The sequence below is a fragment of the Nonomuraea sp. NPDC050733 genome (genome assembly GCF_040654215.1).
Taxonomy (GTDB): Bacteria; Actinomycetota; Actinomycetes; order Streptosporangiales; family Streptosporangiaceae; genus Nonomuraea.
In genome coordinates this window covers 303,461-320,859 of the sequence record NZ_JBFAHO010000005.1, presented here as the reverse complement: position 1 = coordinate 320,859, position 17,399 = coordinate 303,461, and the positions used below count along the sequence as shown (strand labels likewise).

The 17,399-nt window shown below is 73.2% G+C and carries 14 protein-coding genes; 7 read left to right on the top strand and 7 right to left on the bottom strand.

Annotated features, from left to right (window positions below):
* Positions 1-208 precede the first annotated feature (208 nt).
* Positions 209-1,453 (bottom strand): SGNH/GDSL hydrolase family protein, encoded by a 1,245-nt coding sequence (locus AB0H64_RS13235; protein ID WP_357623460.1) that lies wholly within the window; start codon positions 1,451-1,453, stop codon positions 209-211.
* Positions 1,450-2,889, bottom strand: a complete 1,440-nt coding sequence (locus AB0H64_RS13230) for an MFS transporter (RefSeq protein WP_357623458.1) — start codon at positions 2,887-2,889, stop codon at positions 1,450-1,452. The genes AB0H64_RS13235 and AB0H64_RS13230 overlap by 4 nt, the downstream gene beginning before the upstream one ends.
* Positions 2,890-3,026: 137 nt before the next feature.
* Here AB0H64_RS13230 and AB0H64_RS13225 point away from each other — a divergent pair, with 137 nt between their 5' ends.
* Positions 3,027-3,647, top strand: a complete 621-nt coding sequence (locus tag AB0H64_RS13225) for a TetR/AcrR family transcriptional regulator (protein ID WP_357623457.1) — start codon at positions 3,027-3,029, stop codon at positions 3,645-3,647.
* On the opposite strand, the gene AB0H64_RS13220 is transcribed toward AB0H64_RS13225, so the two are convergent.
* Both AB0H64_RS13220 and AB0H64_RS13215 read right to left on the bottom strand, forming a co-directional pair.
* The gene (locus AB0H64_RS13220) at positions 3,637-4,692 is read right to left on the bottom strand and encodes a hypothetical protein (protein WP_357623455.1); all 1,056 of its coding nucleotides are present in this window, start codon (positions 4,690-4,692) and stop codon (positions 3,637-3,639) included. The two genes, AB0H64_RS13225 and AB0H64_RS13220, sit on opposite strands and share 11 nt — an antisense overlap.
* Positions 4,693-4,742: 50 nt before the next feature.
* The gene (locus AB0H64_RS13215) at positions 4,743-5,237 is read right to left on the bottom strand and encodes a carbonic anhydrase (RefSeq protein WP_357623453.1); all 495 of its coding nucleotides are present in this window, start codon (positions 5,235-5,237) and stop codon (positions 4,743-4,745) included.
* Between the two features lie 139 nt (positions 5,238-5,376).
* On the opposite strand from AB0H64_RS13215, the gene AB0H64_RS13210 reads away from it, so the two are divergent.
* Together AB0H64_RS13210 and AB0H64_RS13205 are read left to right on the top strand one after the other, a co-directional pair.
* Entirely contained in the window at positions 5,377-5,691 is a 315-nt protein-coding gene (locus tag AB0H64_RS13210) for a hypothetical protein (protein WP_357623451.1), read from the top strand.
* A 74-nt stretch (positions 5,692-5,765) separates the two neighbouring features.
* The gene (locus tag AB0H64_RS13205) at positions 5,766-6,137 is read left to right on the top strand and encodes a VOC family protein (RefSeq protein WP_357623450.1); all 372 of its coding nucleotides are present in this window, start codon (positions 5,766-5,768) and stop codon (positions 6,135-6,137) included.
* Between the two features lie 148 nt (positions 6,138-6,285).
* Here the strand turns inward: AB0H64_RS13205 and AB0H64_RS13200 are convergent, their stop codons facing one another.
* Positions 6,286-8,871, bottom strand: a complete 2,586-nt coding sequence (locus AB0H64_RS13200; RefSeq protein WP_357623565.1) for a DNA topoisomerase IV subunit A — start codon at positions 8,869-8,871, stop codon at positions 6,286-6,288.
* 407 nt (positions 8,872-9,278) lie between these two features.
* Between AB0H64_RS13200 and AB0H64_RS13195 the strand changes: the two genes are divergently transcribed.
* On the top strand, positions 9,279-10,100 hold the full coding sequence (locus AB0H64_RS13195) for a TauD/TfdA family dioxygenase (protein ID WP_357623448.1): 822 nt from the start codon (positions 9,279-9,281) through the stop codon (positions 10,098-10,100).
* A 54-nt stretch (positions 10,101-10,154) separates the two neighbouring features.
* Entirely contained in the window at positions 10,155-12,242 is a 2,088-nt protein-coding gene (locus tag AB0H64_RS13190) for a RecQ family ATP-dependent DNA helicase (RefSeq protein ID WP_357623446.1), read from the top strand.
* Positions 12,243-12,294: 52 nt separating this feature from the next.
* On the opposite strand, the gene AB0H64_RS13185 is transcribed toward AB0H64_RS13190, so the two are convergent.
* Together AB0H64_RS13185 and AB0H64_RS13180 are read right to left on the bottom strand one after the other, a co-directional pair.
* Positions 12,295-12,876 (bottom strand): ABC transporter substrate-binding protein, encoded by a 582-nt coding sequence (locus tag AB0H64_RS13185; RefSeq protein WP_357623444.1) that lies wholly within the window; start codon positions 12,874-12,876, stop codon positions 12,295-12,297.
* Between the two features lie 81 nt (positions 12,877-12,957).
* Positions 12,958-13,851 carry a sugar kinase gene (locus AB0H64_RS13180; RefSeq protein ID WP_357623442.1) on the bottom strand — a complete coding sequence of 298 codons (894 nt, stop codon included), beginning with the start codon at positions 13,849-13,851 and terminating at the stop codon, positions 12,958-12,960.
* 179 nt (positions 13,852-14,030) lie between these two features.
* On the opposite strand from AB0H64_RS13180, the gene AB0H64_RS13175 reads away from it, so the two are divergent.
* Together AB0H64_RS13175 and AB0H64_RS13170 are read left to right on the top strand one after the other, a co-directional pair.
* Positions 14,031-16,655, top strand: a complete 2,625-nt coding sequence (locus tag AB0H64_RS13175) for a GNAT family N-acetyltransferase (protein WP_357623440.1) — start codon at positions 14,031-14,033, stop codon at positions 16,653-16,655.
* A gap of 112 nt (positions 16,656-16,767) precedes the next feature.
* Complete coding sequence (locus AB0H64_RS13170) at positions 16,768-17,358, top strand: DUF5998 family protein (protein WP_357623439.1); 591 nt, start codon at positions 16,768-16,770, stop codon at positions 17,356-17,358.
* The last annotated feature ends 41 nt before the right edge of the window (positions 17,359-17,399 follow it).

Below are 17,399 nucleotides of genomic sequence, written 5' to 3'. Positions count from 1 at the left end.
CGTCCGGGCGCTGAAGAGCGCGCTGCGGCATCTCCTCGGCGACCCCATCGCGACGGTCGGGAGCGGACGGCCGCACGAGACCGCCTGCGGTCCCCAGCAGGGCGGACCCGCGGCTTTCCGTGCGTACGGGGCCGGTCGGCCGGGTGAGACCCGGTGACGCCGCAAGGCCCGCTCCCCGTGCGCGGGTGCGGGCCTTGCGGTGGATGCCTCAGAGCTGGTCGGCGATGAGGCGGGCCATGGCGGTGTAGCCGTCGTCGTCGGGGTGCAGGTGGTCGCCGCTGTCGTAGGCGGGGTCGAGGACGTCGGGATCGCCGGGGGAGGCCATGCCCCGATCGAGGTCCACGACCGCGTCGTACTCGCCGGAGGTGCGGATCCACTGGTTGACGGCGTCGCTGACGGCGGCCGCGTGCTCACCCCAGTGGTCGGAGTTCTTGAACGGCAGCAGCGTCGCCCCGACCACCTTGACGCCCTTCGCGTGCGCCTGCCGGATGAGCCGGCGGTACCCGGCGATCAGCTCGTCGGCGGAGACCACGGGCGCCGGCTTGTACGTCGGCGTGTCCGACTCGCTGAAGCCGATGTCGTTGACGCCCGCCAGCACGACGACCGTGCCGGCGCCCGGCTGGTCGAGCACGTCGCGGCGGAAGCGGGCCGCTGAGCGGTCGCCGTACCAGGCCGAGTCGTTGAGAACCAGGTTGCCGCCGATGCCGGCGTTCAGGACGGGCCGGGCCCGGCCCAGGGCGGCGAGCCGCTCGGCCAGCTCGTCGGGGTAGCGGCCGTTGGCGTCGGCGGTCGAGCCGAACCCGTCCGTGATGGAGTCACCGAAGGCCACCACGGCGTCGCCCGTCTTCGGGCCGCCCGCGACGTCGAGGCCGGACAGGTAGTACCAGGAGTGGGTCAGCTGCGTGAAGGCGCTCGCCGCGGTGTCGGCGCGGTGGTCGCCCCGCGCCCGGAGGCTGCCGGCGTACGCCTGCGAGTGGAACGTCGCCGGTCCGGTGGTCCCGGCGAAGTACAGGGTGACGGCCACCGACTGGAACGGGCGGACGTCGAGCCGTACGGGGTCGCTCACGAGCTGCCCACGGGCAGGGAGACTGGCCGAGCCGGCGTGCGCGAAGGTGAGGTGCCGTACGGAATCCGGCCGCACCGAGGCGCCCCGACCGGCGAGGGCCACGGTGGCGCCCGTCAGAGGTACGGGGGACGGCCCGTAGTCGTTCGACAGCCGGATCCGCAGCCATGAGCCGCCCGCGGTGGGCCTGACCACCTGGCGCACGCTCTGGCCGCTGAAGCCCTCCTCCGACCAGTTGGGCTCGAAACCGGCGCTGGGCCGCTGCGGCGCGGCCGTCCACGCGGCCCGCCAGTCCGCCCGCTGGTCGGCGGCGGCGTGGGCAGGGCCGGGAACGGCCGTGGACGAGCCGAGTGCGAGCACCAGAGCCGAGAGGGCTGCGACGAGATTCATGACATCTTCCGCTTCAGGAGGGCAGCGATGAGGACGCCGAGGAGGACCAGGGCGGCGTTCGCGGCGACGGCGACGGTGACGCCGTGCAGGATCGCCCCGGCGGACATGGCGCCCGCGGTCGCCGCTGTGACGATCGCGGACATGATCGGGGTCCCCATGGTGATGCCGACCTGCTGCGACATCGACGCCAGCCCGGTCGCCAGACCCTGCTCGTGGTCGGGCAGGCCGGTGGTGGCGGTGACCATGAAGCCGACGATGACCAGCATGTTGCCCACGCCGCCCAGGAAGGTGGCGGGCAGCAGCAGCCCCATCGAGTCCGGCGTGTCGCCGAGGAGGAGCAGGACGGCGGTGAAGACCGCCTGCAGCAGCCCGCCCCCGACCAGGACGGCCACGGTGGAGGTGCGGGCGATCGCCTTCGGCGCGAGCAGGCCGCCCGCCACGGTCCCGAGCCCCAGGACACCGAAGGAGAGCCCGGCGGCGAGGGCCGAGAAGCCGAGGGTCTTCTGCATGTACAGCGTGAGCAGGTACACCAGGGACGTCTCGGTGACGAAGGCGAGCAGCCCGAGCACGTTGCCCCAGGCCACGGTGGGCTTCCTCAGCACGTGCAGCGGGACCAGCGGCTGGGCGGCCCTGCGCTCGACGAGGAGGAAGGCGACCAGCAGGACCGCGCCGCCCAGCAGACCCGCCAGGGCCACGGGGTGGGTCCAGCCGTGCTCGCCGGCCTGCGTCAGGCCGTAGACGATGCCGAGCAGCGCGAGGGTCACGGTCAGCGCGCCGGGAAGGTCGGCCTTGGGGCGCGCGGCGGGCCGGGACTCGGCGATGACGGTGGGGGCGACGGCGAGCACGGCGAGCGCGACGGGGACGTTGATGAAGAAGGCCCAGCGCCACGAGAGCAGGTCGGTCAGGACGCCGCCGAGGACGGCGCCGGCGGTGAACCCGGCGGACATGAGCGCGCCGTTGAGGCCGAGGGCCTTCTGGCGCAGGGGCCCCTCGGGGAAGGACGTGGTGAGCAGGGCGAGCCCGGCCGGGGTCGCGGCGGCGGTCGCGAGCCCCTGGGCGACCCGGGCGACGATGAGCACCTCGGGGTTCGGGGCGAGCCCGCCGACCAGGGAGGCCAGGCCGAGGAGCGCGAGGCTGCCGAGGAAGATGCGCTTCCGGCCGACCAGATCGCCGATGCGGCCGAACAGGAGGGTGAAACCGGCGGCGCTCAGGGCGAAGGCGGTGGCGATCCACTGCAGGTTCGCGAGGGAGAAGCCGAGGTCGTCACCGATGGCGGGCAGTGCCACGTTCAGGATCGAGAAGTCGACGGCCAGCATGAACTGGGCGACCAGCAGGACCGCGAGGACGACCTTCAACCGGACGGTCAGCCGCCGGGGAGGCGGCTCGTGGGCGGAGGCCGGAGCCGTGGCCCTGGGCAGGGGCTTCGTGGTGGACATGACGATGACGTCCTTTCGAGCACACCAGTGCAAACGGTTCTGTAGTTCCGTTAAGATGCGAGTACGGTAGCACCTCTGCTGCCGTAAGGGAACCACAGTCCCGATAAGGGTGCTCGCGAGAAGAGAAGGAGTCCGTCATGGCCGCCGCTCCCCAGCCGGGTGCCGTCCGTCCGGGAGGACGCACCGCCCGCGTCCGCGAGGCCGTCCTTCAGGCCGCCGGGGACACCCTGGCCGAGAAGGGTTTCGACGCCCTCGATCTCGCCGAGATCGCCCGGGTCGCCGGGGTCGGGAAGACCACCGTCTACCGCCGTTGGGGCACGCCCGGTGCGCTCGCCGCCGACCTGCTCGACGACATGGCCGAGCAGTCCCTGCCCCGCGCGCGCACGGGCAGCGTCGACGAGGACCTGCGCGACAACGCCCGCCTGGTCGTCAGGACCCTCACCGACCCCCGCCAGGGCCGCCTGTTCAAGGCGCTGATCGCCGCCTCACTGTGCGACGAGCAGGCCGCGCGGGCGCTGCACCGCTTCTACGCCGTACGCATCGACGAGTGGGCCGGCTGCGTCACCGACGCCGTCGAACGAGGCGAACTGCCCACCGGAACCGACCCGCGCCGGGTGATCGCCGCCGTCTCCGCGCCCCTGTACTACGCGCTGCTCAACACCGGGGAACCCCTGGACGACGCCGCCGCGGACCGCGCCGCTGCGGGCGCGCTGGCCGCCGCGCGCGCCGGGGTCACCTCGACGGAACCTAAGGCGTGATGGCCGGGTTCGTGCCCAGGATGTGCTCGGTGGCCTGCGCGAGGCGGAGGAGGAACCCGGTGACCTCGGCGGCGCGCCGGCGGAGGTCATCGGCAGAGGTGATGCCCAGGTCCGCAAGCGCGGCCTCGAACGACGGCAGGCGCGACCGGTGGAGCGAGGGCGCGTCCGCCGCCAGGATCGCGTGGCAGCGGGCGAACGTCGCGATGATCCAGAAAACGGCCTCGCGGTGGTCGCCGCGCTCGACCAGGTCCCGGCTGCCGTCGATCGCGATCGGCCGGGCCGCCGAGGTGATGTCACTGCTGAAGGGGAACGGAGTTCTCGCGACGCCTGCCGCGAGGTCGAACGTCGTGGCCAGCTCGCGCAGGCGACCCCGGACCCGTTCGGCCCGGAGGTGCGAGCAGCCGAGGAGGTCGAGCATCTCCAGGTAGAGGCCGGACAGGCGGTAGGAGGTGAGCACCTCGCGCACCGCCGGATAGCGCAGCCGTACGGTCGGGTTGCGCAGCGCGGCGACGAGCGGCACATGGGCCGTGACCCCGGCGGCGAACAGCCACGTCATCACCTGCTCGTGGAAGGGCCGCGGAGTGCCGGGCGCCGGGGAGGTCAGCGACGTGGCGCGGGCCTCGATCCTCCGTACGGCGTCCTCGCATCTGCGGCGCACCCACGGGCGGGCGGCGAAGCGTGACGCGACGTGCGCCTGAAGGGCGCGCAGGCGGCCGGTGGGGTCGTCGATGACGCTGTCCGTGCGGAACGCCCCTGCCAGGTGGTACGAGCCCAGGACCTCGTCGGCGGACCGCAGCGCCGCCCAGGGGAGGTGGCTCACCTCCAGCAGGACGCCCCGGTAACGCAGCTTGCCGGGCTTGGCCGGCGGCGGGTCCTGGGCCATGACCACGAAGAGGTCCAGGTCCGAGGACGGCGGCAGCTCGGCGTCGTCCGGCAGGCCGACCGTGGACCCGGCGGCGTACGCCCCCCGGTAGCGGGGATCGGGACGCGCGTGCTCGGCCACCCAGCGCGCCGCGGCGGCGCGCGCGGCTCCCACTCTCACCATGACGACCATCATGACCGTTCACCGCCGCGTGGTCCCCCGGCGCAGGCCGGTCACAGGGAGACGGGCATCAGCTTTCCCGTGTGGACGTCGTAGATGGCGCCGCCCACCGGCATGTCCTTCGGCAGGAACGGCGTCGTCCGGATGCGCGTGAGGTCGTGGCGCAGCGCCGAGTCCTGGTCCGGGACGGTGTGGAACTCCAGGCTGCGCGTGTCCACCCCGTGCAGCTGCGTCAGGTCGTGCACGTCGCCGTCCGTCACCTTGGACATCCCGCAGTCCGTGTGCGGCATCACCAGCACGCGCTCCACGCCCAGCAGGTACACGGCCAGGACCAGAGTGCGCAGGACGTCGTCGGTCACGCGGGCGCCCGCGTTGCGCAGGATCTTGGCGTCACCCGCCTGCAGTCCCAGCAGTCCCAGAGGGTCGATGCGGGAGTCCATGCACGTGACCACCGCGAGTCCGCGTTTCGCACGGCCGGTGAGGCCCGAGTTGGCGAAGTCCTTCGCGTATTCCGCGTTTCCGTCAAGCAGGTCGTCGAACGCACTCATGCTGAGATAGTGCCTCATGCCGTTCTGACACGCTTTCGCGGGGTCCCGACAGGCGGGAGTTGGCCAACGTCCCCCCATCGGCTGTCACCATGGGTGATGATGTCGTAGCCCTCAGTGTGAGTTGCCGAAGAAGGTTGCCGTGAGTAGGTCCGAATCCCTCGCCGCGTACTTCCGCGCCCAGGCGCGGCGCTGCCTCGACCGGGTGGAGTCCAACGACGCCGGCCGCAACGCGCGGTCAGCGCTGGCGCTCCTCGACGCCGCCGCCTACGCGGCCGGGCTCGCGGACGACGATCCGCTGATCGAGCGGCTGGCGGAGGCCAGGTGCTTCGGCGCGTCCGGGCGCGAGGGGTTCGACCCGGGGCCTGAGGGCACCCGGCTGGTGCGCGGCTGGGAGGGCGGCGAGCCCCGCGAGCTGATCCTCGCCCTGCCGTCCGTCGCGGCCAGCGCCACCTGAGGACGGCCCGAAGAAGGGTGTGCGGGGGCGGTGTCCGGGTAGCAAGGGCGTCGCAACCGACTTGGAGGTGTGTGGTGAAGGGCATCGCGCAATTCCGCTCGATCGTCTTCGACTGCGCCAACCCGCGCATGGTGGCCGACTTCTACGCGGGACTCCTGGGATGGTCCGTGGACGCTCAGGACGACGACTGGGTGGTCGTCACCGACGGCGGCTCGCCGAAGCGGCTGGCGTTCCAGCGGGTCGAGGACTACCGGCCGCCGATCTGGCCCCGCTCCGAGCGTCCCCAGCAGCTCCACCTCGACGTGACCGTGGAGGACATGGACCAGGCGGAGAAGGCGGTCATCGAGCTGGGCGCCACCAAGCACGACCACCAGCCGAGCGAGGACGACAGCTTCCGGGTCTTCCTCGACCCGGCCGGGCACCCGTTCTGCCTCTGCCGCGACTGACGACCGGCCGGCCACGCCGCCGGTCCCCTGCTCCGCGGTCCGTCCGGCCCCCCCCCAAATCGCCGGGGGCCCCCCCCCGGGGGGCTGCGGGGGCGGGCGGGGCGGGTCCCCCGGGGGACCCCGGCCCCTCGCCCCTTTCCCAGGGGTGCTAATCCTCCCGAGGGGAGGAGCCGTTCGGCGCGGGAGGCCCGTCGGCCACCACCGAGGCGTCCAGGGCCACGGAGCCTTCCAGGGGGACCGAGCCGTCGGGAGCCACCGCCGCGGCCGAGGCCGCCGTCACCGGGCCGGTCGCGCCCAGGGCGCCGCCGACCGCGCCGATCGTGTGCGTGAGGCGGACGCCCGAGCCGTCGCGGCGGCCGACCTCCTCGGGCAGCGGCACGGGCTTGCCCGACGACGACACCGCCTTGGCGGGCGCGGGACCGGCCCAGGCCAGCAGCAGCACGTCCTCGCCCTTCAGGAACCGCTGCGCCCGCACGCCGCCCGTGGCCCGCCCCTTGGCGGGGAACTCGGCGTAGTCGGACACCTTGCCGCCGCCCACCTGGGTGCCGGGCAGGGCGGTGGACGACCCGGCGACGGTCACGACCTGGGAGGGCCGCTCCGCGTCCACCACGCCGAACCAGATCACCCGGGCCGCCCCGTCGAGCCGGATGCCGGCCATGCCGCCCGCGGGCCGTCCCTGCGGGCGCACCAGCGACGCCTGGAAGCGCAGGAGCTGCGCGTCGGAGGTGATGAACACGAGGTCGTGGTCCTCCGACTCCAGCTCGGCCGCGCCCACCACGGTGTCGCCCTCCTTCAGGGTGATCACCTCGAAGTCGTCGCGGTTGGCCGGATAGTCGGGCACCACCCGCTTGACGACGCCCTGCGCGGTGCCGAGCGCCAGGCCCGGGCCGTCGGGGTCGAGCGCGCCGAGGCCGACCACCGTCTCGTCGGGGCCGAGCGTCACGAACTCGGAGACCGGATGGCCGCCGGACAGCGACGGCGGAGAGGCCGTGGGCGGCAGGATGGGCAGATCGACGACCTGGACCCGGATGAGCCGGCCCAGCGACGTCACGAGCCCGATCTCGCCCCGGGCGGACGTGCGCACGGCCGACACCAGGACGTCGTGGGAGGCCCGCTCGCCCTCCTCCGCCAGCGGCGAGGCGTCGGAGGTGCGGGCCAGCAGGCCGGTGGACGACAGCAGCGCCAGGCACGGCTCGTCGGCCACCAGCAGCTCCACCGTGGCGGTGCGCGGGGTGCCGGACGACTCCAGCAGCACGGTGCGGCGCGGCGTGCCGTACTTCTTGGCCACGTCGGCCAGCTCGGCCGAGACCACCTGGCGCAGCCGCGTCTCCGACGACAGGATGCCGGTCAGCTCGGCGATCTCCTCGGTCAGCGTCTCCTTCTCGCGGTCCAGCTCCAGCTTGTCGTAGCGGGTCAGGCGGCGCAGCGGCGTGTCCAGGATGTACGCGGCCTGGATGTCGGTCAGGTCGAAGACCTCCATGAGGCGGCTGCGCGCCTGCGCGGAGTCGTCGGAGGAGCGGATGACCTGGATGACCTCGTCGATGTTGAGCAGCGCGACGATCAGGCCGTCGACCAGGTGCAGGCGCTCCTCGCGCTTGCGGCGGCGGAACTCGGAGCGGCGGCGCACGACCTCCAGGCGGTGGTCGACGTAGACGCTCAGCAACTGGCGCAGGCCGAGGGTGCGCGGCTCGCCGTCGACGAGGGCGACGTTGTTGATGCCGAACGTCTCCTCCATCGGCGTGAGCCGGTAGAGCTCCTCCAGCACCGCCTCGGGGATGAAGCCGTTCTTGACCTCGATGACCAGGCGCAGGCCCTTGTGCCGGTCGGTGAGGTCCTTGAGGTCGGCGATGCCCTGGAGCTTCTTGGCGTTGACCAGCTCCTTGATCTTGGCGACGACGCGCTCGGGGCCGACGTTGTACGGCAGCTCGGTGACGACGATGCCCTTGCGGCGCGGGGTGATCTGCTCGACCACGCACTTGGCGCGCATGCGGAAGGTGCCGCGGCCGCTCTCGTAGGCGTCGCGGATGCCCTGCAGGCCGATGATCATGCCGCCCGTCGGCAGGTCGGGACCCGGCACGAAGCGCATGAGGTCGTCGAGCGTCGCGTCCGGCTTCTTGATCAGGTGGCGGGCGGCGGCCACGACCTCGACGAGGTTGTGCGGCGCCATGTTGGTCGCCATGCCGACGGCGATGCCGGTGGTGCCGTTGACCAGCAGGTTGGGGAACGCCGACGGCATGACCGTGGGCTCGGTCTCCTGGCCGTCGTAGTTGGGCTTGAAGTCGACCGTGTCCTCGTCGAGCGACTCGACCATGAGCATCGCGGCCGGCGCGAGGCGGGCCTCGGTGTATCGCATGGCGGCCGGCATGTCGTCGGGGGAGCCGAAGTTGCCGTGGCCGTCCACCAGGGGCAGGCGCATGGAGAACGGCTGCGCCAGCCGGACGACCGCGTCGTAGATCGCGGTGTCGCCGTGCGGGTGGAGCTTGCCCATGACGTCGCCGACGACGCGCGAGGACTTGACGTGCCCGCGGTCGGGGCGCAGGCCCATCTCGCTCATCGAGTAGAGGATGCGCCGCTGCACCGGCTTGAGGCCGTCGCGGGCGTCGGGCAGCGCCCGCTGGTAGATGACCGAGTAGGCGTACTCGAGGAAGCTGGTGCGCATCTCCGAGGACACGTCGATGTCGACGATCCGCTCCTCGAAGTCCTCAGGCGGGGGTGCAGTCGTGCGTCGGGCCATCTTGTGCTGCGCGGCTACCTCGGCCGTCGCGCCGAGGGGGAAGCGCATCCTCCTTCTGTCCTTGTGCTGTAACCGTAGCCGTCGGCTCGATGGAGAAGGGCCGGATCGGCGGGTGCGGCGCCGGCGCGGGCCGCCCTGGTCGCGGTGCGATGACGGCCAGGGGTCCGTGCGGCGGTGCGTGCGGTGCGTGCGGTGGGGGCAAGGGCGTGGTGCGCCCCTGGAGATGATGGCACAGGCGCCTCCCCGCGCCGATTGGCTGAAGCTTGCCGATGGCAGGCATCGTACCAACACCCTGACGGCTTTTAGCATGCGTGTTCGAGTGCCGTCCGGCGGAGATCGTGCTTGACCAAGCAATTGCTTGGGCATTACGTTCCGGAAAGGGATACTCCTCGTCTCCGGAGGCGTACATGATCGAGTTTCATCCCGTCACCAGGCACATCGGCGCCGAGGTGACCGGCGTGGACCTGCGCAAGCCGTTGTCCCAGGAGGAGGTCGCGACCCTCCGCGAGGGCTGGCTCAGGCACCTGGTGCTGTTCTTCCGCGACCAGCCCATCGACGACGAGCAGCACCTGCAGTTCGCGCTGAACTTCGGCACGCTCAACCACCCCGCGTTCAAGAAGGACAGCGCCAGCCCCATCCACGTCCTCGACCAGACCGACCCCAAGGGCGAGGGCGGCGACGAGTGGCACAGCGACAACACCTTCGAGCCGACCCCGCCCATGGGCTCCCTCCTGCGCTGCGTCCAGCTTCCCAGCGTCGGAGGCGACACCCTGTGGGCGAACACCTATCTGGCCTACGAGACGCTCTCGCCCTCGCTCCAGCGCCTGTGCGACGAGCTGACGGCGGTGCACGACATCACGATGTCGATGAAGAAGGCCATCTCCAAGGGTCACCCGTTCGACCTGGAGGAGGTCCAGGCCAAGTGGCCGCCGATCGAGCGGCCCGTCGTGCGCGTCCACGCCGAGACCGGCCGCAAGGCGCTGTTCGTCAACCGCTCCTCAACCACGCGCCTGGTCGGCCTCACCGACCGCGAGAACGAGGCCCTGCTGCCGCTCCTGGTGGACCACATCCGCTCACCCGAGTACCAGGTGCGGCTGCGCTGGCGCCCCGGCACGCTGGCGTTCTGGGACAACCGGCCGACGCAGCACTACGCGGTGGCCGACTACACGGAGCGCCGGCGGATGCACCGGGTCACCGTCAACGCCTTCCCGGAGCACGCCGACAAGTGACCGTGGCCGAGGCCGGGAACGAAAACGTCGGGGAAACCTGGTAACAAGGAGCACATGACTGAAGCCCCCGACGCGGCGATGCTGCGCGAAGAGGCGGAGGGGCGGCTGCGCGCGCTCGCAGGCGAGCACGCCAGGCTCCGCGACGACCAGTGGGCCGCCATCGAGGCGCTCGTCGTCGACCGGCGGCGGGTCCTCGTGGTCCAGCGCACCGGCTGGGGCAAGTCGGCCGTCTACTTCGTCGCGACGGCCCTGCTGCGCGAGCTGGGCGAGGGCCCGACCGTCATCGTCTCGCCCCTGCTCGCTCTCATGCGCAACCAGATCGCCGCCGCCGAGCGGGCCGGCATCAGGGCCGCCACCATCAACTCCGCCAACCCCGAGGCGTGGGAGGAGATCTACGGCCAGGTCGCCGACGGCATGGTCGACGTGCTGCTGGTCAGCCCCGAGCGGCTCAACAACCCCGACTTCCGCGACAACGTGCTGCCCGAGCTGGCCGAGAGCGCCGGGCTCGTCGTCGTGGACGAGGCCCACTGCATCTCCGACTGGGGACACGACTTCCGGCCCGACTACCGCCGCCTCGCCACGCTGTTCGAGGAGCTACCGCCGGGCGTGCCCATCCTCGCCACCACCGCCACGGCCAACGCCCGCGTCACCCGCGACGTCGCCGAGCAGCTCGGCGAGGACACGCTGGTGCTGCGCGGGCCGCTGGAGCGCGAGAGCCTCCACCTGGGCGTCGTGCGCCTGCCCACGGCCGAGCAGCGGCTCGCCTGGCTGGCGCAGACGCTGCGCGAGCTGCCCGGCTCCGGCATCGTCTACACCCTCACCGTCGCCGCCGCCCACGAGATCGCCGACTACCTGCGCGAGCAGGGCCACGAGGTGGCCGCCTACTCCGGCCAGACCGACCCGGCCGAGCGGCTGGAGGCCGAGGAGGCCCTGCTCGGCAACAAGATCAAGGCCCTGGTCGCCACCAGCGCCCTCGGCATGGGCTTCGACAAGCCCGACCTCGGCTTCGTCGTGCACGTCGGCGCCCCGCAGTCGCCCGTCGCCTACTACCAGCAGGTCGGCCGCGCCGGCCGCGGCGTCGAGCGGGCCGAGGTGATCCTGCTGCCCGGCTCCGAGGACCGCGACATCTGGGCCTACTTCACCTCGCTCGCCTTCCCGCCCGAGCCGGTCGTGCGGGCCACGCTGGCCGCGCTGGAGGAGCGCGGCACGCTGTCCACGCCCGCCCTGGAGACCATCGTCGACCTCGGCCGCAGCCGGCTGGAGATGATGCTCAAGGTCCTCGACGTCGACGGCGCCGTCCGCCGGGTCAAGGGCGGCTGGGAGGCGACCGGCGAGCCGTGGGGGTACGACGCGGAGCGCTACTCCCGCATCGCCGCCGAGCGCCGGGCCGAGCAGGAGGCCATGCTCGGCTACCTCACGACGACCGAGTGCCGTGAGCAGTACCTGCGCCGCCTCCTCGACGACGACACCGCCGCCCCCTGCGGCCGCTGCGACAACTGCACCGGCCGGCACCGCTCGGCCGAGATCGCCGCGCCGGCCGTCGAGACCGCCCGCGAGCGGCTGGCCAGGCCGGGCGTCACGGTGGAGGCGCGCCGGCAGTGGCCGACCGGCCTCGACGACCTGTCCGGTCGCATCAAGCCCGACCTCGGCGCCGAGCCGGGCCGGGCGCTCGGGCGGCTCACCGACATCGGCTGGGGCAACCGCCTGCGCGAGCTGTTCAACGGCCCCGACGGGCCGCTGCCCGACGACATGTTCCGGGCCGTGACGCAGGTGCTGGCCGCGTGGGACTGGCGGGAGCGGCCGGTGGCGGTGGTCAGCGTGCCGTCCGCCGGCAGGCCGCTGCTGGTGCGGGGGTTCGCCGAGCGGCTCGCCCAGGTGGGCCGGCTGGCCTACCTCGGCGAGCTGGGCTACCGCTCGGGCTCGCCCGGCCGCCAGTTCAACAGCGCCCAGCGCGTACGCGCGATCCGGGCGACGCTGGCCATGCCCCGTGAGGTGGGCGCGGCGGTGGCCCAGTGCGGCGGCCCGGTGCTGCTCGTTGACGACCGGGTCGACACCGGCTGGACGATGACGCTCGGCGCGGCCCTCGTGCGCCACGCGGGCGCCCCGGCCGTCCTGCCGCTGGCCCTGGCCACCACCTCCTGACACGACGCCCCCCGCTCCCCGGCCCGGTGGGTGGCGGTGGGGCGCGGTCAGGTCAGGCCAGACCGAGGGTCACGAGGTCGTAGCCGCCGAACGCCGGGCCGACGTGCGCGCCCGCCAGCCGCTTCCCGCGCAGCAGCAGCGTGCGCTGCCAGGCGATCGGCACGAGCAGGCTCTGGTCCACGACCTTCGCCTCGACGGAGTCCCAGAGGTCCTGGCGCCTGACCGGGTCGGTCTCCTTCCGGCCCGCGGCCACCAGCGCGTCGATCTCGGGCACGGCGATGCCCAGGTTGACGGAGAACTCGGCGCGGATCGCCTTGCCGTCGGCCAGCTCCGACAGGAACGACCCGGAGTCGGGCCAGTCGGCCGACCAGCTCCGTGCCACCAGGCCGATGCCCTCCTTCTTCAGGTACGCGGGGCTGCTGCCGTACTCCCGGAGGAAGTCGGCGGGCGGGTACGGCTTGAGGGTGAGCTTGATGCCGACCTGGGCGAGCGCGGCCTGCACCGCCTCGGCCAGGGCGCGCTCGGACGGCCGGTCGCGGTAGGCGTAGGCGGTGCCGAACCCGCCCGGCCTCCCGCAGGCGGCGAGCGAGCGCCGCGCCGCCGCCGGGTCGCCCTCCTGGGTGAGGCCGGGCACGGGCGGAGCATCCGTCGTCTCCTCCGTGGTGCCCTCACCGTGCCCTGACGGGAAAAGCCTTACGGAAGACGGCGGCTCGCGCTAGAGGCGCGGACGGGCTCCCAGGTACGTGATCGCCTTGGCGGCCAGGCGGCAGCCCGCGGCCAGCGACTCGGCCGGCGGCTTGCCCTCCAGCCACGACGGCAGGAACCCGGCGCTGAACGCGTCACCCGCGCCCGTGCCGTCGATGATGCGGTCGACCGGGTCGGCGGCCGCGTGGACCGGGTCGGGGCGGCCGTTGCCGAACCACAGCGCCCCTTCGTCGTTCATCTTGATGACGACCTCGGGGAACCAGGCCGTCAGCACCTTCGCCGCGGCCTCCGGGTCGTCGCGGCCGGTCAGCACCTTGGCCTGCTCGGTGTTGGCGAACAGCAGCTTGGCGCCGCTCGTCCACTCCAGGAACGGCTCGGCGCCCGTGCGCTCCAGCGGCGCCGAGGAGGCGCAGTCGACCGAGATCGACATGCCCGAGTGGTGCGCCATGTCGAGCGCCGCGAGGCCCGCGTCGCGGGAGCCCTCGTTGATCAGCGTGTAGCCCGACAGGTGCAGGTGACCGCCGCCGTTGAACAGGTCGCGCGGCAGGTCCTCGGGGGACAGCGCGGCGTTGGCGCCGGGGTCGGACAGCATCGTGCGCTCGCCCTTGTGCGTGACGAGCACCACGCAGGTGCCGGTCGGCCGCTCGGGGTCCATGACCAGCCGCGCGTCCACGCCGTAGCCCATGAGCTCCATGTCGCGGTTGCGCCCGGTGATGTCGGCGCCGCGGCGGCCGATGAACGCCACCTCGGCGCCCTCGACCGCGAGCCACGAGGCGATGTTGGCCCCGGAGCCGCCACCGTGCATGGTCACGATCGCCGGGGTGTCGCTCGCCCTGGCGAGCGCATAACGGGCGCGCGCGACCGCGTCGGTCATGAGATCGCCCACCACGACGACCCGCGTCATGATGTCACCACCTTGCTGCCTTCAGAACGAGCCGGCCACGGCAAAACTTCACCGCAAAACTAACAGCTTCCGGGCGGCCCGTGGGGCGGTCCTCGAACACCGGTCCGCAGTCGATGCACAAGCGTTGCGAACAGGCCCTGACGTCCCGCGACCCCGGACACGGGATTACCCTCGGGACTGTGCAGGCTCAGTATCCCGCCCACTGGGAGGCCGATGTCGTCCTCGCCGACGGCGGCACGGCCCACGTCCGCCCGATCAGGCCCGCCGACGCCGACCGGCTGCGCGCCTTCTACTCCCGCCTCTCCGACGAGTCGATCTACTTCCGCTTCTTCGGGCCGCGTCCCCGGCTGTCGGACAAGGAGGTGGCCTGGTTCACCACCGTCGACTACGTGGACCGGGTCGCGCTGATCGCCACCATCGGCGCCGAGATGGTGGCCGTCATCCGCTACGACCGGATCGAGCCGGGCGAGGCCGAGGTGGCGTTCCTGGTCGAGGACGCCCACCAGGGCCGCGGGGTCGCCTCGGTGCTGCTGGAGCACCTGGCCGCCACCGCCCGCGAGCGCGGCATCGGCCGGTTCGTCGCCGACGTGCTGCCCGCGAACATGAAGATGATGGGCGTCCTGCGCCAGGCCGGCTACACCGCGGAGAGCAGCTTCGCCGACGGCGTGGTCCGCATGACCCTCGACCTCACCCCCACCGAGACCTCGGCCGAGGTGACGGCCTCGCGCGAGCACCGGGCCGAGGCCCGCTCGATCGCCCGGCTGCTCACGCCCGGCTCCGTGGCGGTGATCGGCGCCTCCCGCGAGCCGGGCGGCGTCGGCCAGGCCGTGCTGCGCAACCTGCTGGCCGCCGACTTCACCGGCCCCGTCTACCCGGTCCACCGCGAGGTGCGGGCCGTGGCCGGGGTGCGCGCCTACCCGAGCGTGTCGGCCATCGACGACGACGTGGACCTCGCCGTGGTCGCCGTACCCGCCGAGAGCGTGGCCGACGTGGTCAAGGAGTGCGCGGAGAAGGGCGTCCACGGGCTCGTCGTGGTGTCGTCCGGGTTCGGCGAGACCGGCGAGGAGGGCCGGGGCCGCCAGGACGAGCTGGCGCGCATCGCCCGCTCCTACGGCCTGCGCGTGGTCGGGCCCAACTGCCTGGGCATCGCCAACACCGACCCGGCCGTGCGCCTCAACGCCACGCTCGCGGCCACCGTGCCCGGGCGGGGCCGGGTGGGGTTCTTCAGCCAGTCGGGCGCGCTCGGCACCGCCCTGCTCCAGCGGGTGGCGCAGCGCGGCATGGGCATCTCGTCGTTCGTCTCGGCGGGCAACCGGGCCGACGTGTCCGGCAACGACCTGCTCCAGTACTGGGAGGAGGACGCCGCGACCGAGGTGATCCTGCTCTACCTGGAGTCCCTGGGCAACCCGCGCAAGTTCACCCGGCTGGCACGGCGGATCTCCCACAGCAAGCCGATCGTGGTGGTCAAGAGCGGAGGCACGCCGGCCGGGCACTCGGCGCGCGAGCTGCGGCTGCCCGACTCGGCGATCAGCTCGCTGTTCGAGCAGGCCGGCCTGATCCGGGTGGACGACCTCATCCAGCTGTTCGACGTGGGGCAGCTCCTGGCCTACCAGCCGCTGCCCGCCGGGCCGCGCGTCGGCCTGGTCACCAACTCCGACGCGCTGGGGCTGCTGGCCGCCGACGCCTGCGTCGCCGCGGGGCTGTCGCCCCGCCCGCCCGCGAACCTGGGCGCCACGGCCGGGGCCGCGGAGTTCGGCGAGGCGCTGGCGGGCCAGCTCGCCTCGTCCGACGTGGACGCCGCCGTCGTCATCTACATGCCGCCGATCCCGGGCGCGGGGGAGGAGGTGGCGGCCGAGCTGCTGCGGGTCTCCGAGCGGTCCGGGAAGCCGGTGCTGGCCACGTTCGAGGGGCATCTCGGGATGCACCCGGCGCTCTGGGCCGGGGCCACGCCGTCGCGCGGCTCCATCCCGTCGTACGCGGCGCCGGAGGAGGCGGTGCGGGCCCTGGCCCACGTCGTGCGGTACGCCGCCTGGCGGGCCCGGCCGGTGACGCCCCCGCCGGAGCTCGACGTCGACACCGACCGCGCCCGCGACCTCGTCCTGCGCGCCCTCACCCCGCCACCCGCCGACGACGGGCCGCCGGTCGAGGTGGACGCCGCCGAGCTGCTGTCCTGTTACGGCCTCGACGTGTGGCCCGCCGAGGTGGTGCGCTCGCCGGACGAGGCGGCCGAGGCCGCCGGGCGGCTGGGCTGGCCGGTGGTGCTCAAGGTGGCCGACCCCGACGCCTCCCGCCGGGCCGGCACCGTACGGCTCGGCCTGGGCAACCCCGACGCCGTGCGGCACGCGTACACCGAGTTCGCCGGCCGCCTCGGCGAGGGCACGGAGCTGGCCGTGCAGCGCATGGCGCCCCAGCCCGCGGTGCCGACCGTGGTGGGCGTCGTCGAGGACCCGGCGTTCGGACCGGTCGTGTCGTTCGGGCTGGGCGAGGTGACCGCGCGGCTCCTGCTCGACCAGGGGTTCCGGCTGGCGCCGCTCACCGGGGAGGACGCCGCCGCGCTGGTGCGGTCGGTGCGGGCCGCGCCGCTGCTGTTCGGCGAGTACGGCTATCCGCCCGTGGCGGTCGCCGCCCTGGAGGAGCTGCTGGTACGGGTCGGGCGGCTGGCCGGGGACCTGCCGGAGCTGGCCCGTCTGGACCTTGACCAGGTGCTGGTGGGGGAGTCGGGCGTCATCATCCTCGGCGCCCGCGCCACCGTCCGCACGCCGCCGGGCCCGCGCCTCGACGGAGGGCCGCGCCGCCTGGCCTGACGGCTCACCGCCGCTCCGGAGGGACGTTCCCGGTACCCGTACGACATGAGACGTTATAGAGCGTTATGTGCGGCGGGTGAGGGTGGCGCGTCATCCTGGCAGGATGGACCCCATGAGGGAAACCCGAGTCTCAGCCGCGGGCCTGCGCGAAGCGATCGAGCGCAGCGGCTACTATCCCGACCTCGTCACCGATGCGGTCGAATCCGCGCTGGGCAAGGAGGCAGTGACCGCGTTCGTGGTGCACCACGAGGCGACGTTCGACCCCGCCATGGAGGTGCGCAGGCACGTCACCGTCCTGGTGCTGACCGGGACGAGGCTGCTGGTGTGCCACACGGACGAGCACCCGGCCGTCGAGGGCGTGTCCGCCTCGCACGCCTCCACCACCACCGAGGCCGTGCGCCTCAGCCGCATCCAGTCCGTCGCGGTCACCCGCGTCGTCCCCGACCCCGCCTCCTACGCCCCGGGCGTCCCCCCGACCGAGGCCACGCTCACGATCGGCTGGGGCGCTATCGCCCACGTCGACCTGGAGCCCGCCACCTGCGGCGACGAGAACTGCGAGGCCGACCACGGCTACACCGGCGCCATCACCGCCGACGACCTGTCGCTGCGCGTCAGCGAGGCCGCCGACGGGCCCGAGGCGGTCACTCATGTGCTCGCCTTCGCCAAGGCCCTGTCGGAGGCCACGGCACGCGCCTCCTCCTGACCCGCCCCGGGTCTCCTCCGGGGCCCGCGAGGAGCCTCGGA